At 70.5% G+C, this 18,803-nt stretch carries 21 protein-coding genes; 13 read left to right on the top strand and 8 right to left on the bottom strand.

Going from position 1 to position 18,803, the window contains the following annotated elements; all coding sequences use genetic code 11:
• Positions 1-170 precede the first annotated feature (170 nt).
• The 7 genes from gap (at position 171) to KIK09_RS37245 (ending at position 5,074) form a co-directional block, all read left to right on the top strand.
• Positions 171-1,175: a type I glyceraldehyde-3-phosphate dehydrogenase gene (gap, locus tag KIK09_RS37275; RefSeq protein WP_214324144.1), complete on the top strand. Its 1,005-nt coding sequence runs from the start codon at positions 171-173 to the stop codon at positions 1,173-1,175.
• Positions 1,175-2,359 carry a phosphoglycerate kinase gene (locus KIK09_RS37270; protein WP_214324143.1) on the top strand — a complete coding sequence of 395 codons (1,185 nt, stop codon included), beginning with the start codon at positions 1,175-1,177 and terminating at the stop codon, positions 2,357-2,359. Before gap ends, KIK09_RS37270 begins: the two co-directional genes overlap by 1 nt.
• Positions 2,356-3,132 carry a triose-phosphate isomerase gene (tpiA, locus tag KIK09_RS37265; RefSeq protein ID WP_308164538.1) on the top strand — a complete coding sequence of 259 codons (777 nt, stop codon included), beginning with the start codon at positions 2,356-2,358 and terminating at the stop codon, positions 3,130-3,132. Before KIK09_RS37270 ends, tpiA begins: the two co-directional genes overlap by 4 nt.
• A gap of 99 nt (positions 3,133-3,231) precedes the next feature.
• Entirely contained in the window at positions 3,232-3,462 is a 231-nt protein-coding gene (gene secG / locus KIK09_RS37260) for a preprotein translocase subunit SecG (protein WP_214324142.1), read from the top strand.
• A 63-nt stretch (positions 3,463-3,525) separates the two neighbouring features.
• A complete protein-coding gene (locus KIK09_RS37255; protein ID WP_214324141.1) occupies positions 3,526-3,870 on the top strand; it encodes an RNA polymerase-binding protein RbpA in 345 nt (114 codons plus the stop codon).
• Between the two features lie 268 nt (positions 3,871-4,138).
• The gene (locus KIK09_RS37250; protein ID WP_214324140.1) at positions 4,139-4,534 is read left to right on the top strand and encodes a hypothetical protein; all 396 of its coding nucleotides are present in this window, start codon (positions 4,139-4,141) and stop codon (positions 4,532-4,534) included.
• A 24-nt stretch (positions 4,535-4,558) separates the two neighbouring features.
• On the top strand, positions 4,559-5,074 hold the full coding sequence (locus KIK09_RS37245) for a hypothetical protein (RefSeq protein WP_214324139.1): 516 nt from the start codon (positions 4,559-4,561) through the stop codon (positions 5,072-5,074).
• Here KIK09_RS37245 and KIK09_RS37240 read toward each other — a convergent pair.
• From KIK09_RS37240 to KIK09_RS37230, 3 genes are read right to left on the bottom strand one after another with little or no spacing between them, the layout of a single operon-like run.
• Positions 5,052-6,782, bottom strand: coding sequence for a hypothetical protein (locus KIK09_RS37240; protein ID WP_214324138.1), 1,731 nt, complete (start codon positions 6,780-6,782; stop codon positions 5,052-5,054). The two genes, KIK09_RS37245 and KIK09_RS37240, sit on opposite strands and share 23 nt — an antisense overlap.
• The gene (locus tag KIK09_RS37235; RefSeq protein WP_214324137.1) at positions 6,775-7,473 is read right to left on the bottom strand and encodes a hypothetical protein; all 699 of its coding nucleotides are present in this window, start codon (positions 7,471-7,473) and stop codon (positions 6,775-6,777) included. Before KIK09_RS37235 ends, KIK09_RS37240 begins: the two co-directional genes overlap by 8 nt.
• Before the next feature lie 35 nt (positions 7,474-7,508).
• Positions 7,509-9,110 carry an amidohydrolase gene (locus tag KIK09_RS37230; protein ID WP_214324136.1) on the bottom strand — a complete coding sequence of 534 codons (1,602 nt, stop codon included), beginning with the start codon at positions 9,108-9,110 and terminating at the stop codon, positions 7,509-7,511.
• 68 nt (positions 9,111-9,178) lie between these two features.
• Here KIK09_RS37230 and KIK09_RS37225 point away from each other — a divergent pair, with 68 nt between their 5' ends.
• Complete coding sequence (locus tag KIK09_RS37225; RefSeq protein WP_214324135.1) at positions 9,179-10,201, top strand: GNAT family N-acetyltransferase; 1,023 nt, start codon at positions 9,179-9,181, stop codon at positions 10,199-10,201.
• Here KIK09_RS37225 and KIK09_RS59520 read toward each other — a convergent pair.
• Positions 10,193-10,771: a Clp protease N-terminal domain-containing protein gene (locus KIK09_RS59520; protein ID WP_214324134.1), complete on the bottom strand. Its 579-nt coding sequence runs from the start codon at positions 10,769-10,771 to the stop codon at positions 10,193-10,195. The genes KIK09_RS37225 and KIK09_RS59520 overlap by 9 nt on opposite strands.
• A gap of 99 nt (positions 10,772-10,870) precedes the next feature.
• Here KIK09_RS59520 and KIK09_RS37215 point away from each other — a divergent pair, with 99 nt between their 5' ends.
• The 3 genes from KIK09_RS37215 to KIK09_RS37205 all read left to right on the top strand — a co-directional run bounded on the left by KIK09_RS37215 (position 10,871) and on the right by KIK09_RS37205 (position 13,154).
• Entirely contained in the window at positions 10,871-11,617 is a 747-nt protein-coding gene (locus tag KIK09_RS37215; protein WP_214324133.1) for a hypothetical protein, read from the top strand.
• Between the two features lie 71 nt (positions 11,618-11,688).
• On the top strand, positions 11,689-12,558 hold the full coding sequence (locus KIK09_RS37210; RefSeq protein ID WP_214324132.1) for an oxidoreductase: 870 nt from the start codon (positions 11,689-11,691) through the stop codon (positions 12,556-12,558).
• An 11-nt stretch (positions 12,559-12,569) separates the two neighbouring features.
• On the top strand, positions 12,570-13,154 hold the full coding sequence (locus tag KIK09_RS37205; RefSeq protein WP_214324131.1) for a TetR/AcrR family transcriptional regulator: 585 nt from the start codon (positions 12,570-12,572) through the stop codon (positions 13,152-13,154).
• Here the strand turns inward: KIK09_RS37205 and KIK09_RS37200 are convergent.
• Positions 13,134-13,841 (bottom strand): class I SAM-dependent methyltransferase, encoded by a 708-nt coding sequence (locus KIK09_RS37200; RefSeq protein ID WP_214324130.1) that lies wholly within the window; start codon positions 13,839-13,841, stop codon positions 13,134-13,136. The genes KIK09_RS37205 and KIK09_RS37200 overlap by 21 nt on opposite strands.
• Before the next feature lie 94 nt (positions 13,842-13,935).
• On the opposite strand from KIK09_RS37200, the gene add reads away from it, so the two are divergent.
• Together add and KIK09_RS37190 are read left to right on the top strand one after the other, a co-directional pair.
• Complete coding sequence (gene add / locus KIK09_RS37195) at positions 13,936-14,952, top strand: adenosine deaminase (protein WP_214324129.1); 1,017 nt, start codon at positions 13,936-13,938, stop codon at positions 14,950-14,952.
• 64 nt (positions 14,953-15,016) lie between these two features.
• A complete protein-coding gene (locus KIK09_RS37190) occupies positions 15,017-15,265 on the top strand; it encodes a hypothetical protein (RefSeq protein WP_214324128.1) in 249 nt (82 codons plus the stop codon).
• A 3-nt stretch (positions 15,266-15,268) separates the two neighbouring features.
• Here KIK09_RS37190 and pgl read toward each other — a convergent pair whose 3' ends face one another.
• The 3 genes from pgl to zwf all read right to left on the bottom strand — a co-directional run bounded on the left by pgl (position 15,269) and on the right by zwf (position 18,802).
• A complete protein-coding gene (gene pgl / locus KIK09_RS37185) occupies positions 15,269-16,042 on the bottom strand; it encodes a 6-phosphogluconolactonase (RefSeq protein ID WP_214324127.1) in 774 nt (257 codons plus the stop codon).
• Between the two features lie 250 nt (positions 16,043-16,292).
• Positions 16,293-17,204 carry a glucose-6-phosphate dehydrogenase assembly protein OpcA gene (gene opcA / locus KIK09_RS37180; RefSeq protein WP_214324126.1) on the bottom strand — a complete coding sequence of 304 codons (912 nt, stop codon included), beginning with the start codon at positions 17,202-17,204 and terminating at the stop codon, positions 16,293-16,295.
• Positions 17,204-18,802: a glucose-6-phosphate dehydrogenase gene (gene zwf / locus KIK09_RS37175; RefSeq protein WP_250574300.1), complete on the bottom strand. Its 1,599-nt coding sequence runs from the start codon at positions 18,800-18,802 to the stop codon at positions 17,204-17,206. The genes opcA and zwf overlap by 1 nt, the downstream gene beginning before the upstream one ends.
• Position 18,803 lies beyond the last annotated feature (1 nt).

The following is an 18,803-nucleotide window of genomic DNA, read 5'->3' as shown; positions in this document are numbered from 1 at the left end:
CCCCCAGAGATTTACTCCAACGAGTCGGGCACTTTACTCGAAGCCCACAAAATGCGCTTCCGGATCACCTCTACGCAGGGCGGGGGTTGGAGTGGTCTAAACCAATTTGGGTCCGATAGGGTTCGTGATTGAGGTTTCAGCCCGCCATCACGTTCAAGGAGATCGGTTCCGTGAGCATCCGCGTAGGCGTCAACGGCTTCGGCCGTATCGGTCGCAACTTCTGGCGCGCGGTCGCCGCCAGCGGCAAGGACATCGAGATCGTGGCCGTCAACGACCTGACGGACAACGCGACGCTCGCCCACCTGCTGAAGTACGACAGCATCCTGGGCCGCCTGCCGTACGAGGTGAAGGCGACCAGCGACGAGATCACCGTCGACGGCAAGTCCATCAAGGTCTTCGAGGAGCGCGACCCGGCCAAGCTGCCGTGGGGCGACCTCGGGGTCGACGTGGTGCTCGAGTCGACCGGCCTGTTCACCGACGCCGCCAAGGCCAAGGTGCACGCCGACAACGGCGCCAAGAAGGTCATCATCTCCGCGCCCGCCAAGGGCGAGGACATCACCATCGTGATGGGCGTCAACGACGACAAGTACGACCCCGCCCAGCACACGATCATCTCCAACGCCTCCTGCACCACCAACTGCCTGGCCCCGCTGGCGAAGGTGCTCAACGACTCCTTCGGCATCGAGAAGGGTCTGATGACCACCATCCACGCCTACACGCAGGACCAGAACCTGCAGGACGGCCCGCACAAGGACCTGCGCCGCGCCCGCGCCGCCGCCGTCAACGTGGTGCCCACCTCCACCGGCGCCGCCAAGGCCATCGGCCTGGTGCTGCCGGAGCTGAAGGGCAAGCTGGACGGCTTCGCGATGCGCGTGCCGATCCCCACCGGCTCGGCCACCGACCTCACCGTCGACGTCGCGCGCGAGGTCACCGTGGACGAGGTCAAGGCCGCCTACAAGGCCGCCGCCGAGGGCGAGCTCAAGGGCATCCTGACCTACACCGAGGACGAGATCGTCTCCAGCGACATCGTCACCGACCCGGCCTCCTGCATCTTCGACGCCAACCTGACCAAGGTGATCGGCAACCAGGTCAAGGTCATCGGCTGGTACGACAACGAGTGGGGCTACTCCAACCGCCTCGTCGACCTGATCGAGCGGGTGGGTAGCGGACTCTAATGCGCAGGATCGACGATCTCGACGTGACGGGGCGGCGCGTGCTGGTGCGCGCCGACCTCAACGTCCCACTGGACGGTGAGACGATCACCGACGACGGGCGCATCCGCGCGTCCGTCCCGACCATTCAGGCACTGGTCGACAGGGGCGCCAAGGTCATCGTCTGCGCCCACCTGGGCCGCCCCAAGGGGTCCGTCAACCCGAAGTATTCGCTCAAGCCGGTCGCTGTCAGGCTCGGCGAGCTGCTCGGGCGGGATGTGGCATTCGCGGCCGACGTCGTGGGCGAATCTGCGCGAAGCGCCGTGAACAACCTCGAAGACGGCCAGGTCGCCCTGCTGGAGAACCTCCGCTACGAGCCCGGCGAGGAGTCCAAGGACGACGCCACGCGCGAGGCCTTCGCCGCGAAGCTGGCCGACCTGGCCGAGCTGTACGTCGGGGACGGCTTCGGCGCCGTGCACCGCAAGCACGCCAGCGTCTACGACGTGCCCAAGCTGCTCCCGCACGCGGCGGGCGGCCTGGTCGTGGGCGAGGTCGAGGTGCTCAAGAGGCTGACCGAGGACACCGAGCGCCCCTACGTGGTCGTGCTCGGCGGGGCCAAGGTCTCCGACAAGCTCGGCGTCATCGCCAACCTCCTGAGCAAGGTCGACCGGCTGATCATCGGCGGCGGCATGGCCTACACCTTCCTCAAGGCCCAGGGCCACGAGGTCGGCAACTCGCTGCTGCAGGAGGACCAGCTCGACCAGGTGCGCGGCTTCCTCAACGAGGCGGCCAAGCGCGGCGTCGACCTGGTGCTGCCGGTGGACGTGCTCGCGGCCACGCACTTCGACAAGGACGCCGAGCACGAGGTGGTCGAGGCCACCGCGATCCCCAAGGACCGCGAGGGGCTCGACATCGGTCCCAGGACCAGGGAGCTGTTCGCGACCAAGCTGGCCGACGCCAAGACGATCTTCTGGAACGGCCCGATGGGCGTGTTCGAGTTCGACGCCTTCGCCGGCGGCACCAGGGCCGTGGCCGAGGCGCTGATCGCCTCCGACGGCTTCACCGTGGTGGGCGGCGGCGACTCGGCGGCAGCCGTACGCAAGCTGGGCCTGCCTGAGGACGGCTTCTCGCACATCTCCACCGGTGGCGGGGCGAGCCTGGAATACCTGGAGGGCAAGTCCCTGCCGGGGCTGGAGGCGCTGCAGTGAGAAAGCCGCTCATCGCCGGCAACTGGAAGATGAACCTCAACCACCTCGAGGCCATCGCTCTGGTGCAGAAGCTGGCGTTCGCGCTCACCGACAAGGACCTCGACCGCGTCGAGGTCGCGGTCCTGCCGCCCTTCACCGATCTGCGCAGCGTGCAGACGCTGGTCGACGGCGACAAGCTGCGCATCGAGTACGGCGCGCAGGACCTGTCCCAGTACGACGGCGGCGCCTACACCGGCGAGATCTCGGGTGCGATGCTGGCCAAGCTCGGCTGCACGTTCGTGGTCATCGGCCACTCCGAGCGCCGCCAGTACCACCAGGAGGACGACGACCTGGTCAACGCCAAGGTGCAGGCCGCCTACCGGCACTCGATCACGCCCATCCTGTGCGTCGGCGAGGGCCTGGAGGTACGGCAGGCGGGCGGCCAGGTGGCGCACAGCGTGTCGCAACTCGACGGAGCGCTGCGCAAAATCCCGGCCGAGCAGGCAAAATCGATAGTAGTGGCCTACGAGCCCGTCTGGGCGATCGGCACGGGCGAGGTGGCCACTCCCGAGGACGCCCAGGAGGTGTGCGGCGCGTTGCGAGCCAGACTCGCCGAGCTGTACGACTCCGAAGTGGCCTCGGGTGTCCGTATCCTTTACGGAGGCTCGGTCAAGGCAGGCAACATCGTGGGGATCATGGCTCAACCCGATGTCGACGGCGCGCTCGTGGGCGGTGCCAGCATCGACGCAGGGGAGTTCGTCAAGATCTGCCGTTTTCCCGATTTGTCGGCCTAACTGAGTTGTTCCGGAGGCGCGACTTGACAGCAAGCCGTACCCTCAAGAAGCAAGTTTGAATCGTCACGCGTAACAGAGCATTGAAGGAACAGGCATACCGTGGAAATCGGAATCTCCATCGCCCTTATCCTGGCGAGCTGTCTGATGGTCCTGCTCGTCCTGCTCCACAAGGGCAAGGGCGGCGGCCTGTCGGACATGTTCGGCGGCGGCTTCTCGTCGAACTTCGGCGGTTCCTCGGTGGTGGAGCGCAACCTCGACCGGCTGACCGTCATCACGGGCACCGTCTGGTTCGTCTGCATCATCGCTCTGGGCCTGCTGCTCAAGCCCTGAGCAGAAGCGTGACAGTGATTCTCCCCCCGTGTCTCGCGGGGCGATCGAGCGAGGAGTTCATCCGTGGGTAGTGGCAACGCGATCCGTGGCAGCCGTGTCGGCGCCGGCCCGATGGGGGAGGCCGAGCGCGGCGAGGCAGCTCCGAGAGTGCGGGTCTCGTTCTGGTGCGCCAACATGCACGAGACGCGCCCCAGCTTCGCCAGCGACGCGGCGGTCCCCGAGACGTGGGACTGCCCGCGCTGCGGCCTTCCAGCCGGCCAGGACGAGCAGGCCCCGCCTGCGCCGCCCAGGAACGAGCCGTACAAGACGCACCTGGCGTACGTGAAGGAGCGCAGGAGCGACAAGGACGGCAAGGCCATCCTGGAGGAGGCGCTCGAGCGCCTGCGTAACAACAAGTCCCCCTGGTAGACACCGGGCGAGACACGTAAGGCCCTCCCCGCCGGGAGGGCCTTTTTCGTGCGCGCGAACTGCGCGATCCGGTAGCCGGGAACGCGCACCCCCTTTCCCTACGGTGATCACACCGCAGCAGGAAAGGGGAAACAACGTGCGGATGACGACAGTGGTGAGGGCGCTGACGGGGACACCGGCCACGGCCGGGCCTCGGGGACCGTTACACGGGGAAGCTCGGCCGGGGCGTGACGCAGGCCGACGGGGTCCGGGCGTGCGGAGCGTTCCGATGAAGAGACGAATGTGGCTGGCCGCGATCCCGGTCGTGATCGCCTGCCTGGTGCCCACCGCGGCATCGGCGCAGGAGACCAGGACGGCGCGCTGGGGCATCAAGGGTGAGGTCATCTCGGACACCGGGCTCGCGCCGCGCCTGGTGACGGTCTGGCGGAGCGACAACGAGGGTCACACCGCCATCTACACGCTCCACGAGGACCAGAAGGTCACGCCCTACCTGCAGTACGGCGAGACGATCTATGTCGCGTGCTGGATCGAGGGACCGGCCAGGACCGGCCCGTACGGCACGTCCACCAAGTGGGACGTCTACGGAGCCGGAGGGCGAGCCGTCCCTGACGCCTGGGTCTACACAGGCAAGGACATCGCCGACCAGACCGGCCACTGCGCCTGACACGACACAAGGAGCGACCTCAACATGCGTACTGCGCTCATGGCCGCGGGGGCCGTAACGGGCCTGCTGGCCGGCCTGCTCGCGGCGTCCCCGGCATCCGCCGAGCCGCGCACCCAGTACTACTTCACGGGAGCGGGCGTTATCACCTGGGAGAACAAGACGGCCGCGTGCCCGGGATCGCGACAGTGGTTCGAGACCAGGGACGCCTACGGCGAGTTGATCGGCTACACCAACTCCAACGGCGGCCACGCCTGCGTCGAGGTGACCTACGCGGTGAAGACTCTCCGCCAGATGTGTCACTTCTACTTCTACGTTCCGCGTGGCCACGCAACAGGCTCGATCAAGTTCAAGTTCGACCAGGGCAGGTACGGCACCTCCGGGATGACACTCGACGAAGGTCCCAGGGAAGGGTGGCATTACCTGATGGGCGCCACGAACGTGAACAGCATCACCTTCACCGACGCCAACGATGAGACGGGCACCCAGATCGGCTGGGGCATGCTCAGGGAGAACGGCATCAAGCAGGCCTGCCCGGTGTGACCCGCTGAAGGGTGGCCAGGCGGTGGTCGACCTCGGTGAGGCGGCGCTCGATCTCCGGCAGGAAAACCGGGTTGAGCGCCGCCCGATCCTGCGCCAGCCGCCGCCTGGCCTCCTCAGCCGCCTCCCGCACCAGCAGGAGGACGTCGGCGCGCCCGCCGCGGTAGCCCTCGCTGACCGCGGCGGCCCGCGCCCTGGCCAGCTCCTCGTCGAAGCCGGAGTTGTCCTCGTCGAGCAGGTCGCGCAGGCTCGACGCCCCGGCGGTGAAGGCCAGCGGCCACGACAGGGCGGTCACGTCCGCCAGGTGCAGGGGCACCGGCAGCAGTGCCGTGCAGACCGCCAGGATCGCGCCCGTCGCCGCCAGCGTGCCCCAGCGCCGCGCCACGCTGAGGTCCCGCAGGTACATGACCGCCAGCGGCCCGGCGAAGAGCAGGAAGTGCAGGTACGGCAGGCGCGTCAACCCCCCGGACTCCAGGGTCCGCATGAACGCCGTGGACACCAGCGCGTCCACCGCGCCGAAGCCCAGCGCTGCCGCCAGCACGACGCCGTGGGCGGAGGTGCCCTGGACCATCACCCGCCGGTGCGCCCACCAGGCGACCGCCAGCCCGCTCGCGGTCAGGCCGAGCGCCAGCGGCAGCGGCACCCCGTCCATGTCGGGGTAGGCGTGGCTGAGCGAGCCGATCGCGCCCAGGCCGATCATGGCGGGCCCGGGGTCGAAGGGCGGGGTGTGCGGGCGCTCGTCGGCGGGCAGGCTCACGGCCCGGTCGCCGAGGTGCAGGTCCTGCCGCAGTCCGAGCGGCCTGGGGCGGGGTACGGTCACCGTCACGATCCCGGTGGGCGCCAGCCGTACCAGGAGCTCTTCCAGGACGCCGACCTGGTGCGGGGTGAGCAGCAGCGACGAGCAGCCGCCGGCGGGCCGGAACTCGACGTCGCGCGACAGATCGGGGCTGGCCAGGTTGTGGCGCTGCTCCCAGCGCAGCAGCGCCACCGCCAGGTACTCGGCGTGGTCGGCCGTCTCCTCCGACAGCCGTTGGCGCCAGGCCGACAGCGGGGAGGCGGTCGACTTGCCAGGCACGGCCAGCAGCGGCCAGGTGCGGGTGAGCAGGTCGACGACGGTGTCGGCGCCGACGGCGACGCTGTGCCGCCCGGCCAGCTCGGCCTGGCTCCTCGCGGCCTGGCGTTCCGCCTCGGCGGTGCGCAGCCGTTGGCGGAGCCTGGCCTCCAGGTAGCGGTCGAACAACAGGCCGCAGACCGCGCTGAAGCCCGGCCACAACAGCGGAGCAGGGCTCAGCGGCGCGCCGGTGGCCAGCAGCGCGGCATTGGCCGCCACGCACACTGCCAGGGGTACCCGCAGGCCGGTCGCGCCGTGCATCAGGGCCATCTCGAAGGCCAGGGGCCCGGCCACCAGGGCGGGCGCGTCGAGCGGGGCGCCGTACAGCACCGACCAGAGGCTCACGTCGGCGGCGTCCAGCGCCAGCCGTACCGGGAGCGGGATGCGCAGGCCGCGCCGGAGCGCCAGGTAGTAGAGCACGTCGTACAGGACGCAGGCGAAGGCCGCGACCGCGAGCCAGGGGCGGCCGGTCGTGGCCGCCGACATGCCGACCGTCACCCGCGAGGCCAGGCGCAGATTGAGGAACAAGCGGGTGGCGGTGAACGCTTTGGCCCGCGTCGCCGCGCGTGAGATGCGCAGTGATGGTCGCGGATCAGTCATCGAGGCCGCGGGACCCGTCAGAGTCCAGGCCGCGCGTCTTCACGCGGGTCGCCCAGGCCAGGAAGCGGGAGATCTGCGGCAGCGACGGCAGGTCCTGCGGGCGGTCGGGAACGCGACCGTCGGAGGTCATGGCGGCCAGCCTGGCCTGCTGGTTGAACTCCCTGCGCAGCCGCTCCCAGGCGCGCGAGCGCGGGTTGGCGCGCTCGCGCAGCTTGGCGGGCAGGTCCTGCGCCAGGGCGTAGGCGACGGCGGCGTTGACCCTACTGTGCGCGGAGATGCCGTGCCTGATCTCCTCCTCGGGATCGAGCGGCTCGGGGACGCTGCCCGCGGGGTCGAGCACGGTGGCCCGCAGCCTGGCCGCGTCGCTGAGCTGGCTGCGGTGGTAGAAGTAGTCGGCCCTGGCCTCGCGCATCCGCCGGCGGACGGCGCCGTCCAGGAAGTGGCCGGTCAGGACGATCACGGTGGCGTGGCCGTTGACCTGACGGATCGCCTGGACGACGGCCACGCCGGGGAACTGGTCGTCGCCCCGGCGCTCGTCGGCGGCGTCGACGACGGCCACGTCCACCTCGGCCCAGCCGGGCCAGGTGGCGGCGGTGCGATGGTCGAGCCCGGCCAGCACCTCCAGGCCGGGCGTCTCGGTCAGGATATGGACGATTCCGGTGCGGCTGATGTCGTCATCGTCGACGACCACGACCCTCTTCCCCCGTGATAACGGCACAGGGTCAATTACACCTCGTGGACGATCTTCCCGTCCACGAACGTCATCCGCACCTTCGTCGTCCAGATGTCGCCCAGCGGCAGCGCGAACGGGTCGCGATCCAGGACCACCAGGTCGGCGGGCCGGCCCGGCTCGATGATCCCGGCGGGGGAGCGGTTGATCCAGGCCGAGCCCGCCGTGTAGGCGGTCAGCGCGGTGGCCAGGTCGATCCGCTGCTCGGGCAGGAACGGCTCCTGGGCCGTGGGGTAGGAGGCGTGCACGGAGCCGCCGGGCTCGGTGCGGTTGACCGCGACGTGCATGCCCTGCAGCGGGTCGGCGTCCGAGACGGGCCAGTCGCTGCCCGCGCAGAAACGGGTGCCTGCGCGCTGCAGGTCGGCGAAGGGGTACTGCCAGGACGAGCGCGGCTCGCCGAGGAAGGGCAGCGTCAGCTCGTCCATCTGCGCGTGGTGGGTGGCCCACAGCGGCTGCAGGTTCGCCGTGACGCCCAGCTCGGCGAAGCGCGGCACGTCCGACGGCTCGATGATCTGCAGGTGCGCGATGTGGTGGCGGTTGCCGGGGTTCGTCCCCGTGAAGCTGTCCAGCGCCTCGCGGACCGCGCGCTCGCCGATCGCGTGGAAGTGCACCTGGAAGCCGAGCCGGTCCAGCTCGGCCACGTACTCCTTCAGCTTGCCCGGGTCGACGTACGACAGGCCGGTGCCGCCGCACCTGCAGTACGGCTCGAGCGTGGCGGCGGTGAAGTTCTCGGTGATGCCGTCCTGCATGATCTTGATCGAGTCGGCGCGGAAGCGATCCAGGCCCTCGGCCCGCGCCCGCCGCTCGAGCAGCTCGTCGATCTGGTCGAGGCCGCGCGTCCTGTCCCACCACAGCGCGCCCACGGCCCGCGCCACCAGCCTGCCCGACCCGGCCGCCGACAGGTAGGTGGGCAGCTGGTCGTCGGAGCCGGCGTAGGAGCCCACGATGGCGTCCTGCCAGCCGGTGATGCCCAGCGAGAACAGGTGCCGCTGGGCCTCGACCAGCGCGTCGTCCAGGTCCTGCGCGGTGGGGCGCGGGGTGAGCAGGCCGACCAGGTCCATCGCGCCCTCGTGCAGCACCCCGCTCGGCGTCCCGTCGGGGTCACGCTCGATCCGGCCGTCGACCGGGTCGGGAGTGCCCGCGGTGATGCCGGCCAGCTCGAGCGCGCGGGTGTTGACCCAGGCGGCGTGGTGGTCGCGCTGGATCAGGTACGCGGGCCTGTCCAGGAAGTCCAGCTGGGAGCGGTGCGGCAGCCCGCCGGGGAAGGCCGACATGTCCCAGCCGCCGCCGTCGATCCAGTCCTTGTCACCATGCTGAGCGGCATAGTCAGCGATCTTCGCCAGATAAGCCTCAAGTCCATAAATGTCGGACAAATCACACTTGGCGCGCTCCAAGCCTGCCTGCACGGGGTGGATGTGCGCGTCGGTGAACCCGGGCACCAGCAACCCGCCGTCGAGGTCCACCACGTCGTGCGTGGCGGCCTGCCGGACGATCTCGCTCTCCGATCCGACGGCGGCGATCACGCCGTCGCGCACCAGCACGGCCTCGGCGAACCCGGCGGCGGCGAAGACCCGCCCACCTCGATAGACAATGTCCATGAAACTCCTCTTCGCGATGAAACACGAGGTTAGCGGAGGTGTAACAGACTCCCCGCATGCTGGATCGCATGGGATTCTTGCGCATCCGCACCACGGTGGACGAGCGGCCCGGGCGGCTGGCTTCGCTGGCCGCGGCGCTGGCCGAAAAGGGCGGCAACATTCTCGGACTGAGCGTCCATCCTGACGCCGACGGCACCGTAGACGAGTTCGTCGCCGACATCCCGGCCTCGGCCGACAGCGTGCGCGAGGCGCTGGAGGAGGCGGGCGGCCGGCGGGTGCAGGTGGTCCCCGCCAGCGCGCACGAGCTGACCGACGAGCCCACCAGGGCGCTGCTGCTGGCCTCCCGGCTGCGCGCGATGCCGTGGCGGCTGCCGGAGTTGCTGGCGGAGCTGCTGCGCGCGGATGATGCCCGCTGGCTCTATGGTGAACAAGTGAGCGAACTGCCTGATCCCACCCAGCTCGTCGTGCCCGTCGCCGCGCGCCGCGCGGTGCGGCTGCGCCGTGCGGGCCTGCCGTTCACGCTGACGGAGGCCGCCCGCGCGGCCTCGTTCGTACGGCTGGCCCAGCCGCCCGCGGAGCACGCCGGCGCCGAGCGGACGGTCAGGCTCGCCGACGGCGCCGAGCTGACGATCAAGCCGCTCACCACGATCTACCGCGAGGCCGTGCGCGACCTGCACGAGCGCTGCTCGCCGGAGTCGCGCCGCTTCCGCTACTTCACCTCGATGCCCGTGCTGCCGCCGAGGATGTTCGAGAGGCTGTGCGACCGCGGCCGCGGGCACTCGCTGGTGGCCGGGCACGACGGTCAGGCGGTGGCGATGGCCAACCTGATGTTCACCCCCGACCCCGGCATCGCCGAGATGGCCTTCCTGGTCGAGGACCGCTGGCAGGGGCGCGGTCTGGGCAAGGCACTGGCCAGGATGCTCGTGGTGGAGGCGCGCGACCTCGGGTACGCCGAGGTCCGGGCCACCATGCTGTCCGACAACGTGCGGATGCGCAGGCTGCTCATCTCACTGGGCGCCACCCTCGGCTACACCGAGGACCCGGGCGTGGTGGAGGCCCGGCTGCCGGTGGGCGCCCTGGTGTCAGCCTGAGGCCGCCTCGTCGTCCCGGCCGCCGATGCCGAGATGGCGTTCGATGCGGGCCAGGCTCTCCTCGATCCTGGACAGCCGCTCGGCCAGCGCCGAGGTGCCGGTGAAGAGCATCTCCGGGCTCGGCCGCTCGCGCGGCACCGCGCCCACCCGGTCGATGACCAGCTGCCGCAGCTCCTCCAGCGACAGGTTCAGGTGCACCAGGGCCTGGCAGGCCAGTCCTTTGCCCTCGCGCAGCAGGCCGAGCAGGATGTGCTCGGTGCCGATGTAGTTGTGGCGCAGCTGCAGCGCCTCGCGCAGCGACAGCTCCAGGACCTTCTTGGCACGCGGCGTGAACGGGATGTGCCCGGCGGGTTGCTCGGAGCCCCGGCCCACCTCCTGCTCGATGAAGGCGCGCACGGCGTCCTTCTCGACGCCGCTCTCCTCGAGCGCGAGCCCGGCCACGCCCTCGCGCTCGCTGATCAGGCCGAGCAGGATGTGCTCGGTGCCGATGTAGTTGTGGTCCAGCGTCCGCGCCTCTTCCTGGGCCAGGACGACGACCCTGCGCGCACGGTCGGTGAAGCGCTCGAACAACGGGGGCCTCCGTTCGAGGGACTCCTTCCACAGTAGCTTCCCCCGCCCCGCCAAGCCCCGGTGCGCTACAAAGTCGCCCCCGCGGGGTATTTGACCAGTGTGGATCTTGACGAGGTGGCCGACCGCCTCTACGCGCTGCCGCCGGGCGAGTTCACCGCCGCACGCGAGGCCGAGGCCCGCGCGGCCAAGGACGCGGGAGAGGTACGGCTGGCGCGCGACATAGCGGCGCTGCGCAAACCCACCGTGTCGGCGTGGGCGGTCAACCAGGCCTCCAGGCGGCATGCCGGCGAGCTCACCGAGTTGCTGCGGCTGGGGGAGGAGCTGCGCTCGGCCTGGCAGGCGCAGGACGCCGATGCGCTGGCCGAGCTGACCAGGCGCCGCGGCGAGGTGAGCGGCAGGCTGGCCAGGTCGCTCAGGCCCGGCCTCTCGGCCGCGGCCGCGGCCGAGGTGGAGCAGACGCTGGAGGCGGCCGTGGTCGACGCCGACGCCGCCGACCAGGTACGGCAGGGCCGCCTGGTCAAGCCGCTGAGCTACAGCGGCTTCGCCCCCGCCCCCACCCCCAGGAAACGCCCCCAGCGCAAGCCGAAGGAGGAGGACGAGGCGGCCAAGGCCGAGGAGGCTGCCAGGCGTGCACACGAGCTGGAGGAGGCGGAATCCGCCTACCAGGAGTGGCGGGACGCGCTGGCGCTGGCCGTACAGGAGCGCGAGGCGCGGGCGGAGAAGGTCGCGAGCCTGGAGCGCAAGCTGGCCAAGGCCCGAAAGAAGCTGACCGACGCCGACCAGCGCCTGGAGGTCACCCGCCGCGAGGAACGCCACGCCCGCCAGCGCCTGGAGAAGGCGCGCTAAGGGAGCGCTGTACGAAACCGTTTCGTACAGCTATGGTGTACGAAACGGTTTCGTACACCATAGGAGTGGCGATGAGAACGTGGAGCCCCTCGGGCATGCCCGACCTCACCGGCAGGAAGGCCGTCGTCACCGGTGCCAACAGCGGCATCGGCCTGCCCACGGCGCTCGAGCTGGCCAGGCACGGCGCCGAGGTCGTGGTCACCGCCCGCGACGCGGTCAAGGGGGAGGCGACGCTGGCCGCGATCAGGCAGGAGGTGCCCGATGCCAAGGTCACCTACGGGCGGCTCGACCTGGCGGACCTGGCCTCGGTCAGGGAGTTCGCGAGCACCGTCGACCGGGTGGACCTGCTGGTCAACAACGCGGGCATCGGGCTGATCCCGCGCAGGCTCACCAAGGACGGCTTCGAGCTGCAGTTCGGCACCAACCACCTGGGGCATTTCGCCCTCACGGGACTGCTGCTCCCGCTGCTGCTGAGGGCTGGGCAGGCCAGGGTGGTGACGGTCTCCAGCGACGCCCACGCCGGCGGGAGGATCGACTTCGACGACCTGGCGCTCGAGCGCGGCTACGGCCGGATGAGCGCCTACGGCCGCTCCAAGCTGGCCAACCTGCTCTTCACCCTCGAACTGCAGCGCCGGGCCGAGAAGGCGGGCGCCGACCTGCTCAGCGCGGCCAGCCACCCGGGCATGACCGCCACCAACATCGTCAAGGTCGGCCCGCTGAAGCCGCTGATGGCGCTGATCATGCGGTCGCCCGCGGCCGGGGCGGTGCCCTCGCTGTACGCCGCCACGTCGCCGGAGATCCGCGGCGGCGAGTTCGTCGGGCCCAAGACCAAGCTCCTGACCCCGTCGAAGACGGCCAGGTCCGGCGAGCTCGCCGCGCGGCTGTGGGAGGTATCCAGCGAGCTGACCGGCGTACGATTCGAGGAGATCGCCTACAGCTGAAGGACGTGCACGTGGCTCCACTCGACCCCGACCGGGAGAAGGCCATCCTCGACGCCACGATGGGGCTGCTCTCGGAGGTGGGTTACGACCGGATGACGGTCGACCAGATCGCCAAGCGGGCCAAGGCCAGCAAGGCGACCATCTACCGGCGCTGGGCGGGCAAGCCCGAGCTGGTCGTGGACGTGATCTGCGGCCGCTTCGACATGGAGGTGCCCACCGGCACCGACACCGGGTCGCTCAGGGGTGACCTGGTCGCGCTCTTCCTCGGGCTGTGCGGCGCGGTCGAGCGCAAGCACACGCTGATCATCGGCCTGTCCTCCACGCTGGTCTCGCACCAGGAACTGGCCCGCACGCTGCGCGCGCACATGCCCACCAGGGACCTGAGCGGTGTGGGAGAGACGCTGGAGCGAGCCAGGAAGCGCGGCGAGCTGGACGGGCCGGTCGATCCCGTGCGGGTGTTCACGCTCGCCGAGGCGCTGGTGTGGCATCAGACGATCTTCACGGGACCGGTCTACGACGACGCGTTCGTCGGCGAGTCGATCGACGCCTACCTGCTGCCGCTGGTGCGCGCCTGGTCAGCGGGTGCCGTGGGCTAGCAGGGCGCACACGGGGAACCCGCCGGCCGCGTAGGGCTCGGCCAGCCTGAGGTACTCCTGCCTGATCCGCTCGATCTCCTCCGGCGGCAGCTCGGCGATCATCCCGAACCGGGGGCCGCCCGCCGCCAGCACGTCGGTCCACCACGCGTCCAGACCGACCCGGTGGTGCCAGCGCATCGTGTCCACCGCCACGCCGCCGAAACCCGCCTCCCGCATCGCCGCCGCCACGTCGGGGACCGGCGGCGGGACGGTGATCCCGGCGGCCTCGGCGATGACCGACGTGGCCGTCATCTCCTGACGGTTCCACCAGCTCAGCGCGAGCGTGCCGCCGGGGCGCAGGACGCGGTGGAGCTCGTCCACGGCCCGGGGCACGTCCTCGACGTGGTTGATCACGAAGTTTCCCGCGGCGGCGTCGAACGTCTCGTCCGGGAAGGGCAGTTCCGGCAGGGCGGCCAGCCGTACGGTCGCGTAGGGATGGCGGCGGGCGGTCAGCTCCAGCATGTCGAGGTCGCTGTCGACGGCCGTCACCTCGGCGTCGAGCGCGATGGCCGCGCCGGTGACGACGCCGGTGCCGCAGCCCACGTCGAGCAGCCTGATCGCGCGGCTCTTCCGTACCAGGTTGAGCAGCGGGTCGACGGTGTGCGCGGTGAGGCGGGCGAACCCGCGCTCGTAGGCATCGGCATCCACCCGATCACCATAGCGGCGGAAAGCTGACATCTTGCTGTGAGATTCGGGCCAAAAGCCTAGGATCACACCGATTGAGCCGCTTAAGGTCGGCGGCATGACCATCGACGCCTTCATCGACGCCCTGCCCAAGGTCGAACTCCACGTGCACCTGGTGGGCTCGGCCTCGCTGCCGACCGTGCTCGAACTCGCCCGCCGCCACCCGGGCAACGGCGTTCCCACCACCGAGGAGGAACTGCGCGACTTCTACACCTTCGTCGACTTCCCCCACTTCGCCCGCGTCTACCGGGCCGTCAACTCACTGGTCCGCGAGCCGGAGGACGTGGCCACGCTGATCACCGGGCTGGCCCGCGACCTGGCCCCGCAGGGCGGGCGCTACTTCGAGATCCAGGTCACGCCCTACGCGCACCACATGGTCGGGCTGCCGATGCGCGCCGTCACCGAGGCGCTCGACCTGGCCGCCGCCCAGGCGCGCGAACAGTACGGCGTCGAGGTGGCCTACATCTTCGACATCCCCGGCGAGTACGGCGAGGAGTCCGCCCGCATCACCGTCGAGCACGCCCTGCAGGAACCTCCCGCCGCATTGGTAGGTTTCGGCATCGGCGGGATCGAGCAGGAGCGGCCCAAGTACCGGGACGCCTACCGCGACGCGTTCTCCGCCGCCCGCGCGGCCGGCCTGCACAGCGTCCCGCACGGCGGGGAGATGTCGGGGCCCGAGACGATCTGGGAGGTCATCGACGGCTACGGCGCCGAGCGCATCGGCCACGGCATCAGCTGCCTGGACGACCCGCGGCTGGTGGCGCACCTGCGCGAGACCCAGATCCCGCTGGACGTCTGCCCGACCTCCAACGTCCGCACCGGCCAGCTGGCGGACATCGGCGACCACCCGCTGCCGCGCATGCTGGAGGAGGGGCTGTTCGTCACGCTCAACAGCGACGACCCGCCCATGTTCGGCACCACGCTGGCGGGCGAGTACCGGGTGGCGGCCGAGGTCTTCGGCTTCGGCAAGACCGAGCTCGCGCAGCTCGCGCGCAACGGCGTCACCGCGTCCTACCTGCCCAAGGATCGCAAGGAAGCGCTGCTCGACGAGATCGACGCCCTGACACGCGCGTGAAACGCCTGTGAGACGGCGTGAAAGAACACTCGATCGTGACAACACGAACGGGAGGGATTTCACCATGAGACGCATCACACTGGGCGCACTGATCATCGGCGCTTTCCTGGCGGCCGGGACGACGGCCGCATCGGCCTCCGCCGCTCCGCCCGCGCCGATCGCCCCCGCGGCCGCGTTCGGCACCTCGCTCGGCCCGTACGAGTACGAGTCGGGGTGCCTGAGCGCCGGCAACAGGGGCATCGAGAACGGCGAGTGGTCCGACTTCGAGTGCGTCGGCAGCTACGGGGCCTGGTACATCCACCCCGTCCGCTGACCCTCAGGGGGAGGCGATGCGGCCGAGGCCCGGAGGGATCTTACTGGCGGCCGCCCTGTCCAGCAGGAACAGGGTGCCGCTGCGCCCCCGGGCCCCGGCCGCGGGCACCTGGACCGGCCCCGAGTCCGACAGGGCCAGCCGGACCGCGCCCGACTTCTCCTCGCCGGCGGCCACCACCCACACCTCGCGCGAGGCCTGGATGGCCGGCAGCGTGAGCGAGATCCGGGTGGGCGGCGGCTTGGGCGAGCCGTGCACGGCCACCACCGAGCGCGTGTCGTACAGCGCGGGCATCCCGGGGAACAGCGAGGCCACGTGCGCGTCGGGACCCATGCCGAGCAGCATGATGTCGAAGCGCGGCACCGGCCCGTGATCCTCGGGCCGCGCCGCCTTGCTCAGCTCGACCGCGTACGCGTCGGCCGACTCCTCGGCCGTCAGCCCCGAGTCGGGGCCCAGCATCACGTGCACCCGCTCGGGGTCGACGTCCACGTGGTCGAGCAGCGCCGCCCGCGCGCCTGTCTCGTTGCGCTCCGGATCGCCGGTCGGGACGAAACGCTCGTCGCCCCACCAGATGTCCAGCCGCTCCCAGTCGACGGCGTCCCGCGCGGGCGTCTCGGCGATCGCCGCCAGCGTGGCCGTGCCGACCGTCCCGCCGGTCAGCACCAGCGACGCGCTGCCTCTGGCCGCCTGCACATCCACCAGGCGCGTGATGATCCGCGCCGCGACCGCCTTGGCCAGCACGTCGGCATCCCGATGCACAACCACACTTGCCACGCTCACGTCCTCCACTCTTCCACCCCCGAGGTGCGTTTCTCGACTTCTCTTAATGATCTTTTACGACAAGCTTCGCCCTGGTACGGCAAGCCACCGCAAACCGGCCGTAGGTCCCAGGGCAGATGGGTGGTGGGCGTCGTGACGGCGGCCCGCCCCGCATCACCGCAGGAGCGTCTCCCCGGACGGAGCCAAGCCCCGTGCGGCGGGTGGCGGTGGGGCGGCCTTGCCGTACGGCTGCCGCCCCGAGAACCGGCGACTAACCCCGATAGCTGCGGGCTACGCGCTTGACGGCGGACTCGTAGGTCTCGTCGGGGTCCAGGCGGCGCAGTTCCTCCGACAGGAGCTCGGAGGTCTGGCGGCGGGCCAGCGCCACGTTGCGGTCAGGCTGGCCAGGACGCGCCAGCCTGGCCAGGCGGGCGTCGTGGCGCGAGACCGCCAGCTCCCCGTCGTTCAGCCCCAGCCGCACCGACGTCAGCCCGGGCCCGCCCGATTCGGTCACCTTGACCGGCGCCCCGAGGCGCTCCGACAGCCAGGCCGCGAGCAGCGGCGCGCTCGGGTGACCGGCCGGGCCCGCGACCGTGCCCTTCTTCACCTTGCCCACCGGCTGGTCGAAGGCCGCCGCGAGCAGGCTGCGCCACGGCGTGATCCGCGCCCAGGCCAGGTCGGTGTCGCCGGGCGCGTACCCCTTGGCCCGCGTCACCAGCTCCTTGATCCCGTCGTGGGCGGAGCGGGCGTCGGTGATGCGCCGCTGGGCCAGCGCCCCGATCGGGTCCTTGGCAGGGACCGCGGGGGCCTCGCCCGGCCACCACACCACGACCGGCGTGTCGGGCAGCAGCAGCGGGCTGACCACCGAGTCGGCGTGCTCGGTCAGCTCGCCGTACAGGCGCAGCACGACCACCTCGCCCGGCGTCGACTCGCCGATGCGGATCTCCGCGTCGAGCCGGTTGGTCTCGTCGGGCTCCCGCTTGACGACCACGAGGATGCGCGAGGGGTGCTCGCGGGCGGCCTCGGTGGCGGCGCGGGTGGAGTCGTACTGGTCGCGCTCGTCGCAGACCACGACCAGCGTCAGCACCATGCCCATGGTCGGCGCGCCCATCGCGTGCCGCAGGTGCGTCAGCTGCGAGGAGATCTTCCCCGCGACCGTGTCCGTCAGCATGAAAGTGGGCATCAGAGCCTCCTCCAGACACGCCCGTCGCGGGCCATCATCGCGTCGGCCGACTCCGGACCCCAGGATCCGGACGGATAGCCCTCGGGCTGGCCCTGCGTATGCCAGAAGTCCTCGATCGGATCGAGGATCTTCCACGACAGCTCGACCTCCCGCTGGTGCGGGAACAGCGGCGGATCGCCGATCATCACATCCAGCAGCAGCCGCTCGTAGGCCTCGGGCGAGGACTCCATGAACGACTCGCCGTAGGCGAAGTCCATGGACACGTCCCGCACCTCCATCGCGGTGCCCGGCACCTTCGAGCCGAACCGCACCGTGACGCCCTCGTCCGGCTGGACGCGGATGACCAGCGCGTTCTGGCCGAGGATCTCGGTGTCGGTCTTGGAGAACGGCAGGTGCGGCGCCCGCTGGAACACCACCGCCACCTCAGTCACGCGGCGGCCGAGCCGCTTGCCCGTGCGCAGGTAGAACGGCACGCCCGCCCAGCGCCGGTTGGCGATCTCCAGCTTGATGGCCGCGTACGTCTCGGTGGTCGAGGTGGGCGGGATGCCCTCCTCCTGCAGGTAGCCGACGACCTTCTCGCCGCCCTGCCACCCCGCGTCGTACTGGCCGCGGGCGGTGTTCAGCCCCAGGTCGGCCGGGAGCCGGACGGCCTTGAGCACCTTCTCCTTCTCCCTGCGCAGCGCGGAGGCGTCGAAGGAGGTCGGGTCCTCCATCGCCACCAGCGCCAGCAGCTGCAGCAGGTGGTTCTGGATCACGTCGCGGGCCGCGCCGATGCCGTCGTAGTAACCCGCGCGGCCGCCGATGCCGATGTCCTCGGCCATCGTGATCTGCACGTGGTCGACGTAGCTGCGGTTCCAGATCGGCTCGTAGAGGTTGTTGGCGAAGCGCAGCGCCAGGATGTTCTGGACGGTCTCCTTGCCCAGGTAGTGGTCGATCCGGAAGATCGCCGACTCGGCGAAGGCCTCGTTGGTGATCTCGTTCAGCTCGTGCGCGCTCTTCAGGTCGTGCCCGAACGGCTTCTCGATGACCACCCGCCGCCACGACCCGGGCGGCGCGTCGGCCAGCCCGGTCCGCTTCAGCTGCTTGACCACGGTCGGGAAGAACTTCGGCGGCACCGACAGGTAGAACGCGTAGTTGCCACCGGTGCCCCGGGTCTCGTCAATCTCCTTCAGCGCCATCGCCAGCGCGTCGAAGGCGCCGTCGTCGGTGAACTCGCCGGGCACGAAGTGGATGCCCTCACGCAGTTGCTTCCAGACCTCCTCGCGGAAGGGCGTCCTGGCGTGCTCCTTCACCGCGTCATGCGTCAGCTGCGCGAAATCCTGGTCCTTCCAATCCCGCCGGGCGAAGCCGACCAGCGAGAAACCGGGCGGCAGCAGCCCGCGATTGCCCAGGTCGTAGATCGCCGGCAGGAGCTTGCGCTTGGCCAGGTCACCGGTCACGCCGAACAGCACCATCACACACGGTCCTGCCACCCGGGGCAGCCGCTTGTCCCGCGGGTCGCGCAGCGGATTGAGCGCGACGTCGAGGGTGGTGGCGGGGCCCGCGGCGGCGGTCGCCGCTACCACGGCTTCCTCCGCGGGCGCGGCCAGGTCATTCATC

This window comes from Nonomuraea sediminis (assembly GCF_018531495.1).
Lineage (GTDB): Bacteria > Actinomycetota > Actinomycetes > Streptosporangiales > Streptosporangiaceae > Nonomuraea > Nonomuraea sediminis.
The sequence above is the reverse complement of the archived record's forward strand: the minus strand, read 5'-3'. Positions and strand labels throughout refer to the sequence as shown.